We start from the raw sequence: 15,633 nt of genomic DNA, 5'->3' as shown, positions 1-15,633 counted from the left end.
TCGGCGGTGTGGTTGTAGACCACGTCCAGGATCACCTCGATCCCGGCCTGATGCAGGGCCTTCACCATGGCCTTGAACTCCTGCACCTGCCCGCCGCCCTCGGGGAACGACGCGTAGTCGTTGTGCGGGGCGAAGAACCCGATCGTGTTGTAACCCCAGTAGTTGGTCAGCCCGCGCTCGATCAGCCCGCTGTCGTGGACGAACTGGTGCACCGGCATCAGCTCGACGGCGGTCACCCCGAGGCTCTTCAGGTACTTGATCATCGCGGGGTGGGCGAGGCCGGAGTAGGTGCCGCGGACGTCCTCGGGAATGTCCGGGTGCTGGATGGTCATGCCCTTGACGTGGGCCTCGTAGATGACCGTCTCCCACATCGGGATCTTCAGCGGGCGGTCGTTGCCCCAGTCGAAATACGGGTTGATGACGACGGAACGGGGCGAGAACGGCGCGGAGTCGAGATCGTTGTAGGACTCCGGGTCACCGAAATTGTACGAGAAAAGTGCTTGGTCCCATTTGTAGTGGCCGTCGATCGCCTTCGCGTACGGGTCCAGCAGCAGCTTGCTCGGATTGCAGCGCTGCCCCCACTGCGGCTCGTACGGCCCGTGCACCCGGTAGCCGTACCGCTGCCCGGGAACCACCCGCGGCAGGTACCCGTGCCATACCAGCGCCTCACGTTCCGGCAGGTCGATCCGGGTCTCGTTGCCGTCGTCGTCGAACAGGCACAGTTCGACACGGGTCGCGGCCTCGGAGAACAGGGCGAAATTCGTGCCACCGCCGTCGTAGGTGGCCCCCAGCGGGTACGGATTTCCCGGCCAGATATGCATGCGCCCACCTTGCCCAATCCGCGCCCGCGGGAAAACTGTGATCAGCGTCCCCCGGTCTCCCTACGGCGACAACGGGTAGAAACGGCAGGTGCCCCGCCGCTATCTCGTCCTCGCGATCTGCTGCATGAGCCTGCTGATCATCAGCCTGGACGTCACCATCGTGAACATCGCGCTGCCGGCGATCCGCGACGACCTGGACGCGCCGGTCTCCGGTCTGCAGTGGACCCTGGACGCGTACACCCTGGTCCTGGCCAGCCTCCTGGTGCTGGCCGGCTCCATCGGTGACCGGATCGGCCGGCGCCGGGTCTTCCAGGCCGGGCTCGCCCTGTTCACCGCCGGTTCGCTGCTGTGCAGCATGGCGCCCACACTGAACTGGCTGATCGTCTTCCGGATGGTGCAGGCCGTCGGTGGCTCGATGCTCAACCCGGTCGCCATGTCGATCATCACGAACACGTTCACCGACGCCCGGGAACGGGCCCGCGCGATCGGCGTGTGGGGCGCCGTCACCGGGTTCAGCATGGCGCTCGGCCCGCTCGCCGGCGGTTTCCTGGTGCACTCGTTCGGCTGGCGGTCCATCTTCTGGATCAACGTGCCGGTCGGTGTCGCCGCGTTCCTGCTGGCCTGGCGGTTCATCCCGGAGTCCCGGGCCGAGCACGCCCGCCGCCTCGACCCGGTCGGCCAGATCCTGGTCCTGACGATCCTCACCTCGGTCACCTACGGCATCATCGAAGGCCCCGCCGCCGCCTGCTTCGCCCTCGCCGCCGTCGCCCTGCTGGCCCTGCTCTGGTGGGAGCCGCGCCGCGAGGAGCCCCTGATCGAGCTCCGCTTCTTCCGCAACCCGGCGTTCAGCGGCGCCACACTCATCGCCGTCTGCGCGTTCGGCGCGCTCGGCGGGTTCCTCTTCCTCAACACCCTCTACCTGCAGGAGACCCGCGGCCTGTCGCCCCTGCACGCCGGCCTCTACACCCTGCCGATGGCGGCCATGACGATCATCGCGTCACCGCTCTCCGGCCGCCTCGTCGCCGGCCGCGGCACCCGCCTCCCGCTCGCTGTCGCCGGCACGTCGATGGCGCTCGGCCTGCTCCCGCTCACCCAGGCCGGCGCGACCACGTCACCATGGCTGCTGTTCGCCGGCTACCTGCTGTTCGGTTTCGGCTTCGGCATGGTCAACACCCCGATCACGAACACGGCGGTCTCCGGCATGCCCCGCGCCCAGGCCGGCGTCGCCGCCGCCATCGCCTCCACCAGCCGCCAGGTCGGCACGGCCCTCGGCGTCGCGGTCATCGGCGCGGTCTCCATCGAGAGCCCGCACGCCGGCTGGTGGATCATGTTCGCCCTGGCCCTCGCGGTCCTGATCATCGGCCACCTGACAACCCATCCAACCCTTGCGGCGGTACGGGCCTGACCGCAACGTCACACCCCGTTCGCCCACCACCAGCAGCGCAGGTAGCCGTACCGGCGTTCGCCCCAGAACCAGGACCACACCGGGACCGGCTGCACGTGCGTGCCGAGGGCGTCGAACTGGGCTTTCGCCTCCGGACGCGAACCCAGCAGCGTGTAGTAGACGGCCAGCCACTGCCGGCAGGTCCCCAGCCGGGCCGGACCCGGCGAGCCGGCGTGCCACTTGCCGGCCCACTCGTCCACCTCCTGCCGTACCTCCGGCTCCCGGAAGTAGCGTTTCACCAGCTTGCGGGTACGGTCCCGGTCGGTGCCCCAGGCGAACTCCCGCAACGCGTACTGGAAGTGCGCCGACAGCGGGAGCAGCACCGCGGCGGCGCCGGGCGGCGCGGCGTCGGCCACCTGGCGGGCCGCGGCGAACATCTGGTCGTGCGAGCCGTACCACTTCGCGCAGCGCAGGCCGATCGCCACGCGATGCAGGTCGAAGTTGACCGGGTCCCGCCGCCGCCCCTCGGCGAACAGCTCGCCGAACGAGGCCTCGTAGGCGTCGCGGCTCACGTACAGGGTGCGCAGCGTCTCCGTCCACGGCACCGGATCGCCCGGCCGGGCCAGCGTCATCGCCTGCCGTCCCGCCGCGCCGGCCGCCGCGGACAGCCGGGCGAATTCGCGGAACTGCTCCGGTGACGTGTTCGCCGCCGCCTGGCCGCCCCGGGCCGTCCAGGCCCGCTGGTTCAGCTTCGCCGCCTCGAGCAGCGCCGCGTCCGGATCCTCCGGCGTCTCCCGCAGCCACGCGGCGAGCCACCCGTCGTCCTCGGCCGCGGCGTCGCTGAGCACGTCGATCCGCCGGCCGCGCAGCTCCGCGTCGGCGCCGGCGTCCACGAGCGCGTCGCGGGCGGCCCGCCAGTCGCCCTGGCGTGCCCGGTCGCGGGCCTGCTGCAGCAGGTCGTCACCGGCGATGCGGCCGGACTCGAACTCCGGGCCGTCCGGCAACGGGCCCCCGAACACGGTCCGGATCATGACGCGCGCACCGAGGAACATCGATCGATCGTAAATGACCTCTCTCGATGCTCAGCCGACGGCCGCCCGGCGGGTGCGGTGACGGCGTACGGCGTCGCGGTTGCCGCACGCCACCGAGCAGTAGCGTTGCCGGCCGGTGCGGCTGAAGTCCGCGTACGGCCGATGGCAGCCGGCGGCCGCGCACCGGCCCAGCCGGTGCATGCCACGACCCGCCAGATGCAGGGCCGTCCCGACGCTGACCAGGGCACACAGCGCGGCGGCGAGCGGCAGATCCGGGTCCCGGTAGTGCACGTGCCAGCCGTCGCCGGCGTGATCGGTCAGGCGCGGATGCGCCGACGCCCCAGCGAGCAGCGTGTTGAGCCGGGCCGCGCGGGTGGCGTGGTCGCTCGCGTCGACCACACCGAGCCAGCCGGTCAGGAACGCCTCGGTCCGGGCGAGGTCCTCGTCGCGGACCGGCACGTCGATGACGAACCCGGCGGCCGCACACCGCTCCGCCAGCAGCACGGCGGTCGGGGGCGGGTCGTTGACCAGGTCGAGCGCCAGGCGTACCGGCTCCTCCTCGACGCCTTCACATCGGTCCCGCTCGTTGCGGGTCAGTGACGCCACCCGTCCCGAACTCCCCCCGAAACGCCGGCCAGGGCAGCAGACCGGCCGCCCGAGATTCTGTGCGGTGCACACCGGCCTCGCCCGACCAAGATCGGCCAGGCCCGCGATCTTGGGCTCGGAACACCGGCCTCGAGTCTTCTTCTGGGGGTGTTCAACGGCGAGAGGTCAAGCCCTGGCCCGGGCGATGCGGTCACGGCCACGGCCGGGCCCGGGCCAGCACCCGATCTTGTGGACCCGACGCCGGAACCGATCGCACAAGATCGAATTCCTGCCCCTAATCGTGCGCTGAGCTGCGGAAATCCGGCACCGCCTGCCCAAGATCGCGACCTTTGTCGATCTCGGGCAGGCGGTGCCGGGCCGCATCGCACAAGAACGCCGGCCGCAGGTCGATCGTGCGTACGGACTCACCCCGTTCAAGGGCTGGTGGACGCGGACATGAGCGACCGGGAAGAAGGCTTTCCCGGAGCGGGACGCACAAGAAAGTGCACGATATCGATCTTGCGCGCCCCGCTCCGATACCGGATCAACAAGATCGGGCACGGGCCCACTGCGGACCAAAGGCCGTCTCGCGTGGGTACAGGGAATGCGGCGACTTCTGAAAGAGCGGGACCCGGGGCGGTCAGAGTTCGAAGAGTTCGCGGATGGCGTCGCTCAGGCGGGCCATGCTGGCGCCGGTGACCATGCCGATGCGTTCGGCGCCGGTGGAGGCGGGCAGGCGGCGCATCCGGTTGATCACGACGACGCCGGTGATCGGGTCCTGTTCGGTGAGGGCGACGGCGTACGGCGGCAGCTCGGTGACGCCACGCTGCCGGACGATCGGGGCGCAGAACGGGGCCGCGTTGTTGCGCTCGTTGTAGCTGTCGCCGGAGAGCACCAGAACCCGGTACCGCAGGTCGGCCCGGTCGCCGATGGTCCAGATCTCGCCGCGTCTCATCTCAGCACGGCCCGGCGGTCGGCACGGTCCGGATCGGCATGGCAGGAAGCGTACCGCCGCACCGATCTCCCCCGCGCCCGCCCCGCCAGCGACACGTCACCGAACCCGACGGGCCGGGACCCGGGGTGTGTGCCGGAGGGCCGGGTGAGGTGCGCCGAACGGGTACGGAATTCGGTGCGCCCGGCAGGCCGCGGCACCCGTTCGGGCGGACGGGACGGCAGTGGCCACGGCGGGAGCACAGCGCCGCGGTCACCCGTACGCCGCAATCCTGATGGGACCACCCGGAGCACCGCATGCCGTCGCCCGTGCGGAGGCCGTGTCCGAACGGCGGACGCCCGTCCGGGTGACCTGTGCGACGTGCCGGGTTCCGCGGGCACCCGGCCGGATGATCGGGGGATGCCAGGGTGCGGTGCCCTGGCGTAAGCAGGAACCCGAAGCGGGCGGGGAGGTCACGGTGGCTGGTCGGGCGTACGTGCGAACCGGGAGCGTCCCGCGCTCCGGCGCTATTCCGAAACCGGCGGGTGGTGAGGACGTGGACAGCGGGCGGATCGCCCTGGAGCGGGCGGTGGGCCTGCTGGCGGGACGGGCCCGGTGCCGGATGGCGGAGGCGCACCGGCACCTGCTGCGGATGGCGGCGGAGCAGCGGTGTGACGTCGCCGAGCTGGCGCGCCGGGTGATCCGGCTGCTGGACAGTGTCGAGGCGGTCACCGACCGGCTGCCGCCGGAGACGGTTCCGCAGCTGGTGGCGGCGGCGATGGTGAATCCGGCGGTGGTGAGCCCGGCGCCGGCGCTGACGACGGCGGAGCCGGCGGGCCGGCGGTTCACGCCGTGGCTGGCGACGGTGCAGGGGGTTCTGGACGCGCTGCCGGGCATGGCCGGCTATCTGACCGGTGAACGCGACGCGGCGGGCCGGCTGATCGACCTGGTGTGGGCGGCGGCCACCCCGGAGGCGGCGACCCCGGACGGACGGCGCGGCTCGCAGCTGATCGGCCTGCGGGTGAGCCGGCACTACCCGGAGGTGATCGCCGAGGACCGGTGGCAGGTGTACGAGCGGGTGCTGGACACCGGGGAGCCCGCGGATCTGGCGCCGGTGCGGGCCCGGGACGCGGAGTTCTCCATCCAGGTGCGGCGGCTGGGCCCGGGGCTGCTGATCAGCTGGGCGCGGCTGGCGGAGGCGGCCCGGGAGGCGGACCGGCTGGACGGCATGGAGCAGCTCGCCAATCTCGGCTGGGGCGAGCTGGACCTGACCAGCGGCAGGATGTACTGGTCGCCCCAGCTGTACCGGATCTACGAGCGGGATCCGGAGCTGGGGCCGCTCGGGCAGGACGAGACGGATCTGCTGGCGGTGCCGGAGGACCAGCCGCTGCGGGCCGCCGCGATCGAGGCGTTCCAGCGGGCCGAGCGGGTGGACATCGTCACCCGCGTCAAGATCGGTGACCGGGTCAAGCATCTGCGCACCATCGCCGACGCGGTCCGGGACGCGTCCGGGCGGCCGCTGCGGATCTACGGGGTGGTGCAGGACGTCACCGAGCAGCAGGCCGGCGCGGAACGGCTGGCCGAGGTGGAACGGACCCTGGAGGCGGAGCACGAGCTGGCCGGGCGCCTGCAGCGGATCATCCTGCCGATCCCGGCGGAGCCGATCGACCTGCCGGGGCTGCGGGTGGCGCTGCGCTATCTGCCGGCCACGCAGGAGGCGATGGTCGGCGGGGACTGGTTCCACGCGGCGGCCCTCGGTGACGGGTCGGTGCTGCTGGCGGTCGGTGACGTGGCCGGGCACGGCACCCAGGCGGCGACGACGATGGCGCAGCTGCGGCACGCGCTGCGGGCCCTCGCGGTGATCACCAGCGATCCGGGCACCCTGCTCACCTACCTGAACCGCCTGACCTGCGAGCTGGGCGCGGACACCCCGGAGCTGGCGGCGACAGCGGTGATCGCCCGGTTCGACCCGGAGCGGCACGAGCTGGTGTGGGCGCAGGCCGGGCATCCGCCGCCGCTGCTGAGCCGGGACGGGCGGACCGTGCCGCTGCCCCGCCCGTCCGGCACGATGCTGGGGGTGGTCCCGGACGCCCGGTACGGCGAGGAGCGCACCGGTTTCCTTCCCGGCGACGTGCTGCTGCTCTACACCGACGGGCTGGTCGAGCAGCGGCGGCGCAGCCTGGACGCCGGGCTGCGGGAGGTGATCGCGACGGTCGACGAGGCGGTCCGGGCGGCGCCGCGGCAGCCCCTCGCCGAGCTGCTGGCCCGCCTGCAGCGCGCCAACCCGGACGACGACACCTGCATCCTGGCCGCGCGCCCTTTGGGATGATCACCCCATGACGTCTCCCGTGGTGCTCGACGGCGGCGACCGGCGGTGCGTGCTGCTCCTGATCGAGCTGCGGAAACTCACCACGACGCTGCCGCCGGGCACCGAGATCCACCTGATCGCCACCGACCCGGCGGCGCCGCTGGACCTGCCGGCCTGGTGCCATCTGACCGGTCACGTCTATCTCGGCCCGGTCGAGGATCAGGAGCGGCCCACTTACGGGGTACGGGTCTCCGCCGGCGCCTCCCCCACCGACGCCGGCCGCCCCTGGCATCCGTCCGGGGAGGTCAAGGTCTGACGTATGTGCCTGTCCCGTGCGGGTAAGCGGCGGGGATGATCCGGTACGGGGACGAGGTGGCGTCGATCGCCCGGCCGTTGCGCGATGCGGGGGATCTGGAGGTCCTCCTCGATCGGGCGGCGCACGCGCGGGTCGTGATGATCGGCGAGGCCACCCACGGCACGCACGAGTTCTACCACTGGCGTGCCGAGCTGACGAAACGCCTGATCGCCGAGCGTGGGTTCGCCTTCGTCGCGGTGGAGGGCGACTGGCCGGACTGCGAGCGGGTGAACGCCGCGGTCCGGGGCGCGGTGGCCGATCCGCGGGAGGCGCTGGTCCGCTACGACAGGTGGCCGACGTGGATGTGGGCGAACGAGGAGACCGTCGACTTCACCCGCTGGCTGCGCGCGTTCAACGAGTTCCGGCCGCCGGACGACCGGGTGGGTTTCCACGGCCTCGACGTGTACTCGCTGTGGCAGTCGATGCGGGAGATCCTGACGTGGTTGCGCGAGCACGACCCGGAGCGGGTCCCGGACGCGCTGGCGGCCTACAAGTGCTTCGAGCCCTTCAACGAGGACCCGCAGGCGTACGGCTGGGCCACCCAGTTCGTGCGGGCGTCCTGCGAGGATCCGGTGGTGCGGATGCTCGCGGCGGTCCGCGGCACCGACTTCGGGGTGTGGCAGAACGCCGAGGTGGTGGCCGGCGCCGAGAGCTACTACCGGAGCATGGTGCGGGGCGGCCCGGACGCGTGGAACGTCCGCGACCGGCACATGGATCAGACCCTGGACCGGCTGCTGACCCGGTACGGGCCGTCGTCGCGGGCGGTGGTCTGGGCGCACAACACGCACGTCGGCGACAGCCGGTTCACCGACCAGCGGCAGTACGGCGAGGTCACCATCGGTGAGCTGGCCCGCGAGCGGTTCGGCGAGGAGCACGTGGTGCTGGTGGGTTTCGGCACCCACCGCGGCACGGTGGTGGCGGGCGCCGGCTGGGGCGAGCCGATGGAGGCGATGGGGGTGCCCGAGGCCAAGCCGGGCTCCCTGGAGGAAGTGTTGCACCACAACGCCCCGGAATGCGCGCTGTTCGTCTTCCCGACGTCGGATCCGCGGCCGGCTCTGCTCACCGAGGCGTTGCCGCACCGGGCGATCGGCGTGGTGTACCGCCCGGAGCGGGAGCGCTGGGGCAACTACGTGCCGACGATTCTGGGCGACCGTTACGACGCTTTTCTGTGGATCGACGAGACGCGGGCACTGCGGCCGCTGCACACTCTCCGAGTGGACGCGCACGAGCCGGAGACGTACCCCAGCGGTGTCTGATCACGATAATGAACCGCTGATTAAATAGATCTTCTGAATCCCCTGAAAGGGCATCTTCGACTGCCCGTGAATATAGATCCGTCACGGGAACATCGGAATTAGGCTGTGGCATCCATCGATCATCCACTTCGGAATTCGCAGGGGAAACGTGGTGCCATGAAAATGATCTCCCGCCTCGTCCTCGCCACGCTGATCGCCGTGTGCGGGGTGACTGTCGCGCCGACCGGACCGGCCTACGCGACAGTCCCGGGCTACGTGCTGAGCTCGACGACCGCGAGCCTGCCGCCGGCCCTGTCCGCGGTCGCCACCGGGAAACGGATCCACTACCTCACCACCAACATCAACGGCGGGCTGATCACCGCGACCGGTCTCGTGATCACCCCGCGGAAGAACAAGAAGAACCGCGTCGTGGCCTGGGGGCACGGCACCACCGGGCTGGCCGACATCTGCGCGCCCTCGACGAACCAGGCGGTGTTCTGGGAGGAGGCCCGGATCGCCGTCGCCGAGCTGCTCAGCCGCGGCTGGACGGTGGCCGCGCCGGACTATCCCGGGCTCGGCACGTCGCAGCCGCACCCGTACCTGGTCGGCGCCAGCGCCGCCCGCTCGATCATCGACAACGTCCGGGCCGCCCGCCAGCTCGACCCCGCCCTGTCCACCCAGTACGCCGTCGACGGCCACTCCCAGGGCGGCTCGGCGGCGCTGTGGGCCAGCCAGATCGCCCCGTCCTACGACGGCAACCTGGTGCTGCGCGGCACCGCCAGCATCGCCCCGCTCTCCAACGCCGACCTGCTCGCCCCGGCGATCCCCGGCACGCCCGCGCAGGGCTACTTCGTCATGGCGCTGTACGGGATCGCCGCCGTCGACCCGTCGTTCCAGCCGTTCTCGGTGCTCGCCCCGCCCGCCGAGGCGAAGGTCGGGGTGCTGCAGACCGGCTGCCTCTACGAGATTCTCGCCGCGTACGAGCCGCTGACCGCCGAACAGCTCGTCAACGGGGGTGTGGTGCCGGCCTCGGTGACCAACCGGTTCCGCACCTACATCAACCCCGGCCAGACGTCGCCGAGCGCGCCGGTGCTGATCGTGCACGGCACCGCCGACGAGGCGGTTCCCTACTTCCTCTCCGCCGACCTGCTCGTCCCGCAACTGGAGGCGGACTACGACATCCCGGTCCAGTTCGAGACGATCGAGGGCGGCACCCACGACAGCGCCGTCATCGACTCGGCCGACCTGGTCGCCGACTGGATCGCCGCCCGCTTCACCTGATCCGCGCCGGCCCGCCCGGTCCCGGCCGGGCGGGCCGTCAGAACGCGTACCGGACGCGCAGGTAGGGGGTGCGCTCGGCGATCAGATCGGTCAGGGCGCGGACGTACCCGCCCTTCGCCCCGGTGCGGTAGCGGACGTTCAGGTCACCGTTCTGTGACCGCTTCGTCTGCTGCAGGTCCGGGCGCCAGATCAGGTCCTCGGCGCGGGGATGCCAGCCCAGGTTGACCTCGTGCAGGCCGCGGTTGTGGGTCAGGAAGATGATCTCCGCGGCGAGCTGCCGTTTCGCGGCCGGCCCGAGCCCCGCGTCGAGGCGGTCCAGCAGATCCCGCCAATCGTCGAGCCAGCCGTCACGGACCACCACCGGGCTGAAATTGACGTGCACCTCGTACCCCGCCGCCACGAAATCGTCGATCGCCGCGATCCGCTCGTCGATTCCACTGGTCCGGATGTCGAGCACTTTCGCATCCGCCGGCGGCATCAGCGAGAACCGGATCCGGGTCCGCCCGCGCGGATCCCACGTCAGCAGATCCCGATTCACGTGTTTGGTGGCGAAACTGGCCTTCGCGTTCGGCAGATCCCGGAAGAGCGTCACCAGATCGAGGACGTTGTCGCTGATCCGGGCGTCCACCGAACAGTCCGAGTTCTCACCGATGTCATAAACCCAGTCCACCGGGTCGCATTCGTTGGCTTCCGGTTTGCGGCCCTGACGGCCCGCATGCCTGCGGAGGTACGCCGTGATCCGCTCGATGTTGGCGAAAACGGTGACCGGATTGCTGTACCCCTTGTGCCGCGGCACGTAGCAGTACGCACACGCCATCGCGCATCCGTTCGCCGTCGACGGGGCGATGAAGTCCGCCGACCGCCCGTTCGGCCGCGCCGTCAGCGTCTTCTTCACCCCGACGACGAGCGCCTCCCGCTTGATCCGCACCCAGCGCCGCACGTTGGTCTCGTCCCCGTACAGCTCCGGGATCCGCTGATGACTCTCCACCTCGACGATCGTCGCCTCCGGCCACCGGGCGAGAACCTCCCGCCCGCGCGGCAGCTCGGCCGCCGCCGGCTCCAGATAGATGCGCCGAATGTCCAGTAACTCCGTCACACCCCGATTATCCCCCGCCCCAAGATCCGCCATCCCCGCCGCCTTCCGGATCGCCAGCCGTCGCCCAGACAGGTCACGGCACTCCCGATACCCGCGCGAACGACGGCTCGCGAACGCGGGCCGGCGCCGACCGCTGGACGGCCCGGTTGTCAGGCGGTGTGGCGCAGGGACTTCTCGTGGTACATGGCCTGGTCGGCGAGGCGGATCAGGTCGTCGGCGTCGTGGCGGGTGTCGGAGAGGACGGCGCCGACGCTGGCGCCCACGGTGACCTGTTCACCGGAGACGGCGATCGGGTGGGACAGGGCCGCGCGGACATGCGCCGTCAGCCGTGCCACCGCCGCCTCCTGGGCCGGGTCCTCGGCGAGGAGCACGAACTCGTCACCCCCGTACCGGGCGACCAGCGCCCCCGGCGCCCGCAGCCGCCCCGCCACCTCGGTGAGCAGCTGATCCCCGGCCAGATGGCCGAGGCGGTCGTTGACCTGCTTGAAGCCGTTCAGGTCGCAGAACAGCAGGACCACCGCCGGTTCGCCGGAGCGCTGCTCCCGGGTGAGCGCGGCGTCGAGGCGGTGCCAGAGTTCGGCCCGGTTCGGCAGGCCGGTGAGCAGGTCGTGGCTGGCCTGGTGGCGCAGCAGTTTCTCGGCGGCCTGCCGCTGCCGGCCGAGGCGGGCGACGCGGAAGGCGACGAGCGCGACGATCAGCACGTTGCCGACGGTGAGCAGGGCGGCGTCGCCCTGAATGCCGAGGATCTCGCGGATGCCGGAGACGGCGGGGACGACGGTGACGGCGATGGTGAGCAGGACGGTACGGAAGGTGTACAGGTGGTCCGGCGGGACCGGGCCGGGGCGGGCGAGCCGGGCGGCGCCGGGGTGCAGCACTGCCGTGCCGAGCAGTGAGAACGCGATCAGGAACGGGAGTTCGCGCAGCGCCGTGGTCTGTGCGGTGACCGATCCGTGCTCGGTGATCACCACGACGTAGCCGATCAGGTCGCAGAGGACCGCGGCGGCGAACAGCAGCAGCGGCGCGGGGCGGGGCCGGGCGATGCGGAGCAGCCGGACCAGGGTGCCGAGCACGCCGGAGAGCAGCAGGATGCTGGCCAGCAGGTTCGCCTGCGACGGCAGGGTCACGCCGGCCCGGTTCAGGTGGGGTTGCAGCAGCAGGGTCCACGTGAGCGCGGCGATGACGGTGGCGATCACGGCGGCGTCGATGAGCCCGCCGACGTCGTTGCGCCCGCGCCGCAGGACGAGGGCGACCGCGGCGGCGAGCAGATGCAGGTTGCTGATCGCCAGGACCACGTCGGCGACGGTGATCAGCCGGTCGTCGCCGCTGAGCGCGAGCACCGAGTTGATCAGCAGCCAGGCGGCGCCGAGGGCGAGATGGGCGAACGGCAGCCGTTCCCCGGCCACCACGATGCGGACCAGGCGGATCGCCGCGCCCAGGGTGATCACGGCGATCAGCACGAAGATCAGGTGCCGGACGGGGTCGGGGGCTACCGGCATGGCCGCGGTGCAGGCTGCCGCGACGGCGAGGAAGGCCATCATGCCGAGGTAGCGGGTCACGGCCCTGCGATCGGTCGCGCCGCCGGTCACCTGAGGCATGTTCACAACGTGGACGTGATCGAACCTCTGGCCGCCGGATCCCGTAAGAATGTCCGCGGGGCCCGTAACGGGCAGGTAACGAGGAAGGACGTAGCACGATGTCGCAGAAGGCGCAGATCGGTGTCACCGGCCTGGCGGTGATGGGCCGCAACCTGGCTCGTAACTTCGCCCGGCACGGGCACACCGTGGCGTTGCACAACCGGTCCTACGGCCGCACCAAGGAGCTCGTCGAGGAGTTCGGCCACGAGGGCACGTTCCTGCCCGCGGAGACGGCCGAGCAGTTCGTGGCCAGCCTGGAGCGCCCGCGCCGGGTGGTCATCATGGTGAAGGCCGGCCCGGCCACCGACGCGGTGATCGACGAGTTCGCCCCGCTGCTGGAGGAGGGCGACATGCTGATCGACGCGGGGAACGCGCACTACGCGGACACCCGGCGGCGGGAGGCGGCGCTGAAGGCGAAGGGCCTGCACTTCGTGGGCGCCGGCGTCTCCGGTGGCGAGGAGGGCGCGCTGCACGGCCCGAGCATCATGCCCGGTGGCCCGAAGGAGTCGTACGAGGCGCTCGGCCCGCTGCTGGAGGACATCGCGGCGAAGGTGGACGGCGAGCCGTGCTGCGTGCACGTCGGCCCGGACGGCGCCGGCCACTTCGTGAAGATGGTGCACAACGGCATCGAGTACGCGGACATGCAGCTCATCGCCGAGGCGTACGACCTGCTGCGCCAGGTCGGCGGCCACTCCCCGGAGGAGATCGCCGGCATCTTCACCGGCTGGAACGAGGGGCGGCTCGGGTCGTACCTGATCGAGATCACCGCCGAGGTGCTCAAGCAGGTGGACGCGTCGAGCGGCAAGCCGTTCGTGGACGTGGTGCTGGACCGCGCGGAGCAGAAGGGCACCGGCCGGTGGACCGTACAGGCAGCTCTGGATCTGGGTGTTCCGGTGTCCGGGATCGCCGAGTCGGTGTTCGCCCGCGCCATCTCCGGCGGCGTGACCGAGCGTGAGGCGGCGGTGAGCGCGGGCCTGCCCGGCCCGTCGGCGTCGGCCGGTGCGCACGGCGGCGACCTGGTGGCGGATGTCGAGCAGGCGCTGTTCGCTTCCAAGATCGTGGCGTACGCCCAGGGCTTCCAGCAGATCCAGGCCGCCAGCAAGGAGTACGGCTGGGAGATCGACCCCGGCGCGATGGCGAAGATCTGGCGGGCCGGCTGCATCATCCGCGCCAAGTTCCTGGACTTCATCAAGCAGGCGTACGACAAGAACCCGGCCCTGCCGACCCTGCTCGTCGACCAGTACTTCCAGGACGCGGTGGCCGGCGCGCAGGACGCGTGGCGCCGGGTCGTGGTGACCGCCGCCCAGCAGGGCATTCCGGCGCCGGGCTTCTCGTCGGCGCTGGCCTACTACGACAGCCTGCGAGCGACGCGCCTGCCGGCCGCGCTGATCCAGGGCCAGCGGGACTTCTTCGGCGCGCACACCTACCACCGGGTGGACAAGCCGGGCTCGTTCCACACCCTGTGGGCCGCCGAGGGCCGTCCCGAGGTCGACGCCTGACGTTCCGCGTTCAGACGGGCCCGGCCAGCGACACCGGCCGGGCCCTGGCGTCCTTGTCCGCCTTGGCCACGTACATCGCGGCGTCGGCCTGCCCGATCAGTTCGTCCCGGTCGATGCCGGAGCCGGGCCAGGCCCGGGCGATCCCGATCGAGGCGCCGATCCGTACTGACGTGCCCGCCACCTCGATCGGCTCGCGCAGCGCCTCGGCGATCCGCGTGGCGAGGCCGGCCGGGTGCTCGCCACGGAGCAGGACCACGAACTCGTCGCCGCCGAGCCGCCCGACCAGGTCGTCCTCCCGGACGGCCGCGGTCAGCCGCGCGGCGACCGTCTGCAGGACCTGGTCGCCGGCCTGATGGCCGTACCGGTCGTTGACCGGTTTGAAGCCGTTGAGGTCGCACAGCAGCAGGGTGACCTCGTCGAGCCGCTCGTCCGCCAGGTCGCCGATCGCCTGGTCGATCCGGGTGACGATGTGCCGCCGGTTGTAGAGGCCGGTCAGCTCGTCGTGGTGCGCCTGGTGGGCGAGGGTGCGTTCGGCCCGGTCCCGTTCCACGGACAGCAGGTGCAGGCGCAGCAGCACCACCGGGATGACGATCATCGTGCTGACCGGCAGCACCAGGCTGGCCGGGCGGTCGCCGTGCATCGCCTGCACCGCGGCGATGAGCGGGTTGGCGCACAGGGCCGCGCCGAGCCAGCCGAGCGGCGGGTGCTCGGCCACCGTCTTCCCGGCCGCCGCCAGGGTGATCAGCGGCGCGGTCGGCAGGAGCGGGGCGGCCGCGATGGTCAGGTAGGCCAGCATCATCATCTCGGCGGTCCACACCGGGTCGCCGTGCACGGTGCGCACCGAGACCACGTCGCAGGCGAGGGTGAGCGCACCGGAGATCATCAGGTAGACGAGCGGGCCGCGGGCCTTCGGGGCGGTGGTGCTGATCCGGATGACGCAGCCGAGCACTGCCGAGAGCACCAGGACGTCGGCGAGCACCAGGGCGCTGCCCAGCGCTGTCGCGTCCGGGCCCAGGTACGGCCCGACCAGCCATTCCCAGAGCGGACCGGCCGCGCACAGGCCGCACAGGCCCGCGTCGATGAGCCCGCCGGGGTCCCGGCGCCCGTGCCGGCGCAGCGCGATGGACGTGCCCATCAGGAACAGCAGGTGCGCGGACGCCATCACCCAGTCGGTCAGCGACCCCTCGGCCCGGCCGAGATGGTGCCCGGGGATCCAGTCCGGCCACAGCACCTGGCCGAGGCAGAGGAAGCCCAGCCCGGCGGTGGCGGCGAGCCACGGCAGCCGGTCGGTGAGGTGCCCGGCGCCGAGCGCGATCAGGAAGGTGACGATCGGGACGGCCGTCGCCACGGTGAAGACGACGACCCGTATCTCCGGCCCGGCCAGGGCGTACGCCGTGACCGCCGTCGCCGACAGGCCGGCCAGTCCCGCGTGCACGGGCCATGCGGGCGCCGTGGCGCGCGGCCATCCCATGC

13 protein-coding genes are annotated in these 15,633 nt (G+C 71.6%); 6 read left to right on the top strand and 7 right to left on the bottom strand.

The features are described 5' to 3' along the window. On the bottom strand, positions 1-821 hold an 821-nt coding region (locus ACZ3II_RS37940; protein ID WP_465524615.1), incomplete at its 3' end, for an alpha-amylase family glycosyl hydrolase. An 88-nt stretch (positions 822-909) separates the two neighbouring features. On the opposite strand from ACZ3II_RS37940, the gene ACZ3II_RS37935 reads away from it, so the two are divergent. After that, positions 910-2,226, top strand: a complete 1,317-nt coding sequence (locus ACZ3II_RS37935; RefSeq protein ID WP_465524613.1) for an MFS transporter — start codon at positions 910-912, stop codon at positions 2,224-2,226. Between the two features lie 8 nt (positions 2,227-2,234). Here the strand turns inward: ACZ3II_RS37935 and ACZ3II_RS37930 are convergent, their stop codons facing one another. From ACZ3II_RS37930 to ACZ3II_RS37920, 3 genes are all read right to left on the bottom strand, one after another. Further along, positions 2,235-3,257, bottom strand: a complete 1,023-nt coding sequence (locus ACZ3II_RS37930) for a hypothetical protein (protein WP_465524611.1) — start codon at positions 3,255-3,257, stop codon at positions 2,235-2,237. A 30-nt stretch (positions 3,258-3,287) separates the two neighbouring features. Next, positions 3,288-3,842, bottom strand: a complete 555-nt coding sequence (locus tag ACZ3II_RS37925; RefSeq protein WP_465524609.1) for a CGNR zinc finger domain-containing protein — start codon at positions 3,840-3,842, stop codon at positions 3,288-3,290. A 619-nt stretch (positions 3,843-4,461) separates the two neighbouring features. Further along, on the bottom strand, positions 4,462-4,776 hold the full coding sequence (locus ACZ3II_RS37920; RefSeq protein WP_465524607.1) for a type II toxin-antitoxin system PemK/MazF family toxin: 315 nt from the start codon (positions 4,774-4,776) through the stop codon (positions 4,462-4,464). Between the two features lie 532 nt (positions 4,777-5,308). On the opposite strand from ACZ3II_RS37920, the gene ACZ3II_RS37915 reads away from it, so the two are divergent. The 4 genes from ACZ3II_RS37915 (at position 5,309) to ACZ3II_RS37900 (ending at position 9,931) form a co-directional block, all read left to right on the top strand. After that, a complete protein-coding gene (locus ACZ3II_RS37915; protein ID WP_465524605.1) occupies positions 5,309-7,081 on the top strand; it encodes a SpoIIE family protein phosphatase in 1,773 nt (590 codons plus the stop codon). Positions 7,082-7,088: 7 nt separating this feature from the next. Continuing rightward, the gene (locus tag ACZ3II_RS37910) at positions 7,089-7,376 is read left to right on the top strand and encodes a sulfurtransferase TusA family protein (protein ID WP_465524603.1); all 288 of its coding nucleotides are present in this window, start codon (positions 7,089-7,091) and stop codon (positions 7,374-7,376) included. 35 nt (positions 7,377-7,411) lie between these two features. Further along, positions 7,412-8,671, top strand: a complete 1,260-nt coding sequence (locus ACZ3II_RS37905; RefSeq protein ID WP_465524601.1) for an erythromycin esterase family protein — start codon at positions 7,412-7,414, stop codon at positions 8,669-8,671. Between the two features lie 156 nt (positions 8,672-8,827). Further along, complete coding sequence (locus ACZ3II_RS37900; RefSeq protein WP_465524599.1) at positions 8,828-9,931, top strand: alpha/beta fold hydrolase; 1,104 nt, start codon at positions 8,828-8,830, stop codon at positions 9,929-9,931. A 37-nt stretch (positions 9,932-9,968) separates the two neighbouring features. Here ACZ3II_RS37900 and ACZ3II_RS37895 read toward each other — a convergent pair whose 3' ends face one another. Further along, positions 9,969-11,027 carry a spore photoproduct lyase family protein gene (locus tag ACZ3II_RS37895; protein WP_465524597.1) on the bottom strand — a complete coding sequence of 353 codons (1,059 nt, stop codon included), beginning with the start codon at positions 11,025-11,027 and terminating at the stop codon, positions 9,969-9,971. A gap of 149 nt (positions 11,028-11,176) precedes the next feature. Continuing rightward, a complete protein-coding gene (locus ACZ3II_RS37890) occupies positions 11,177-12,622 on the bottom strand; it encodes a diguanylate cyclase domain-containing protein (RefSeq protein ID WP_465524595.1) in 1,446 nt (481 codons plus the stop codon). 98 nt (positions 12,623-12,720) lie between these two features. On the opposite strand from ACZ3II_RS37890, the gene gndA reads away from it, so the two are divergent. After that, a complete protein-coding gene (gene gndA, locus ACZ3II_RS37885; protein ID WP_465524593.1) occupies positions 12,721-14,160 on the top strand; it encodes an NADP-dependent phosphogluconate dehydrogenase in 1,440 nt (479 codons plus the stop codon). A 10-nt stretch (positions 14,161-14,170) separates the two neighbouring features. Here the strand turns inward: gndA and ACZ3II_RS37880 are convergent, their stop codons facing one another. Beyond that, the gene (locus tag ACZ3II_RS37880; RefSeq protein ID WP_465524591.1) at positions 14,171-15,631 is read right to left on the bottom strand and encodes a diguanylate cyclase domain-containing protein; all 1,461 of its coding nucleotides are present in this window, start codon (positions 15,629-15,631) and stop codon (positions 14,171-14,173) included. Positions 15,632-15,633: the final 2 nt, after the last annotated feature.

Source organism: Actinoplanes sp. NPDC019969 (assembly GCF_055562375.1).
This window is presented reverse-complemented; position numbering and strand designations above follow the sequence as displayed.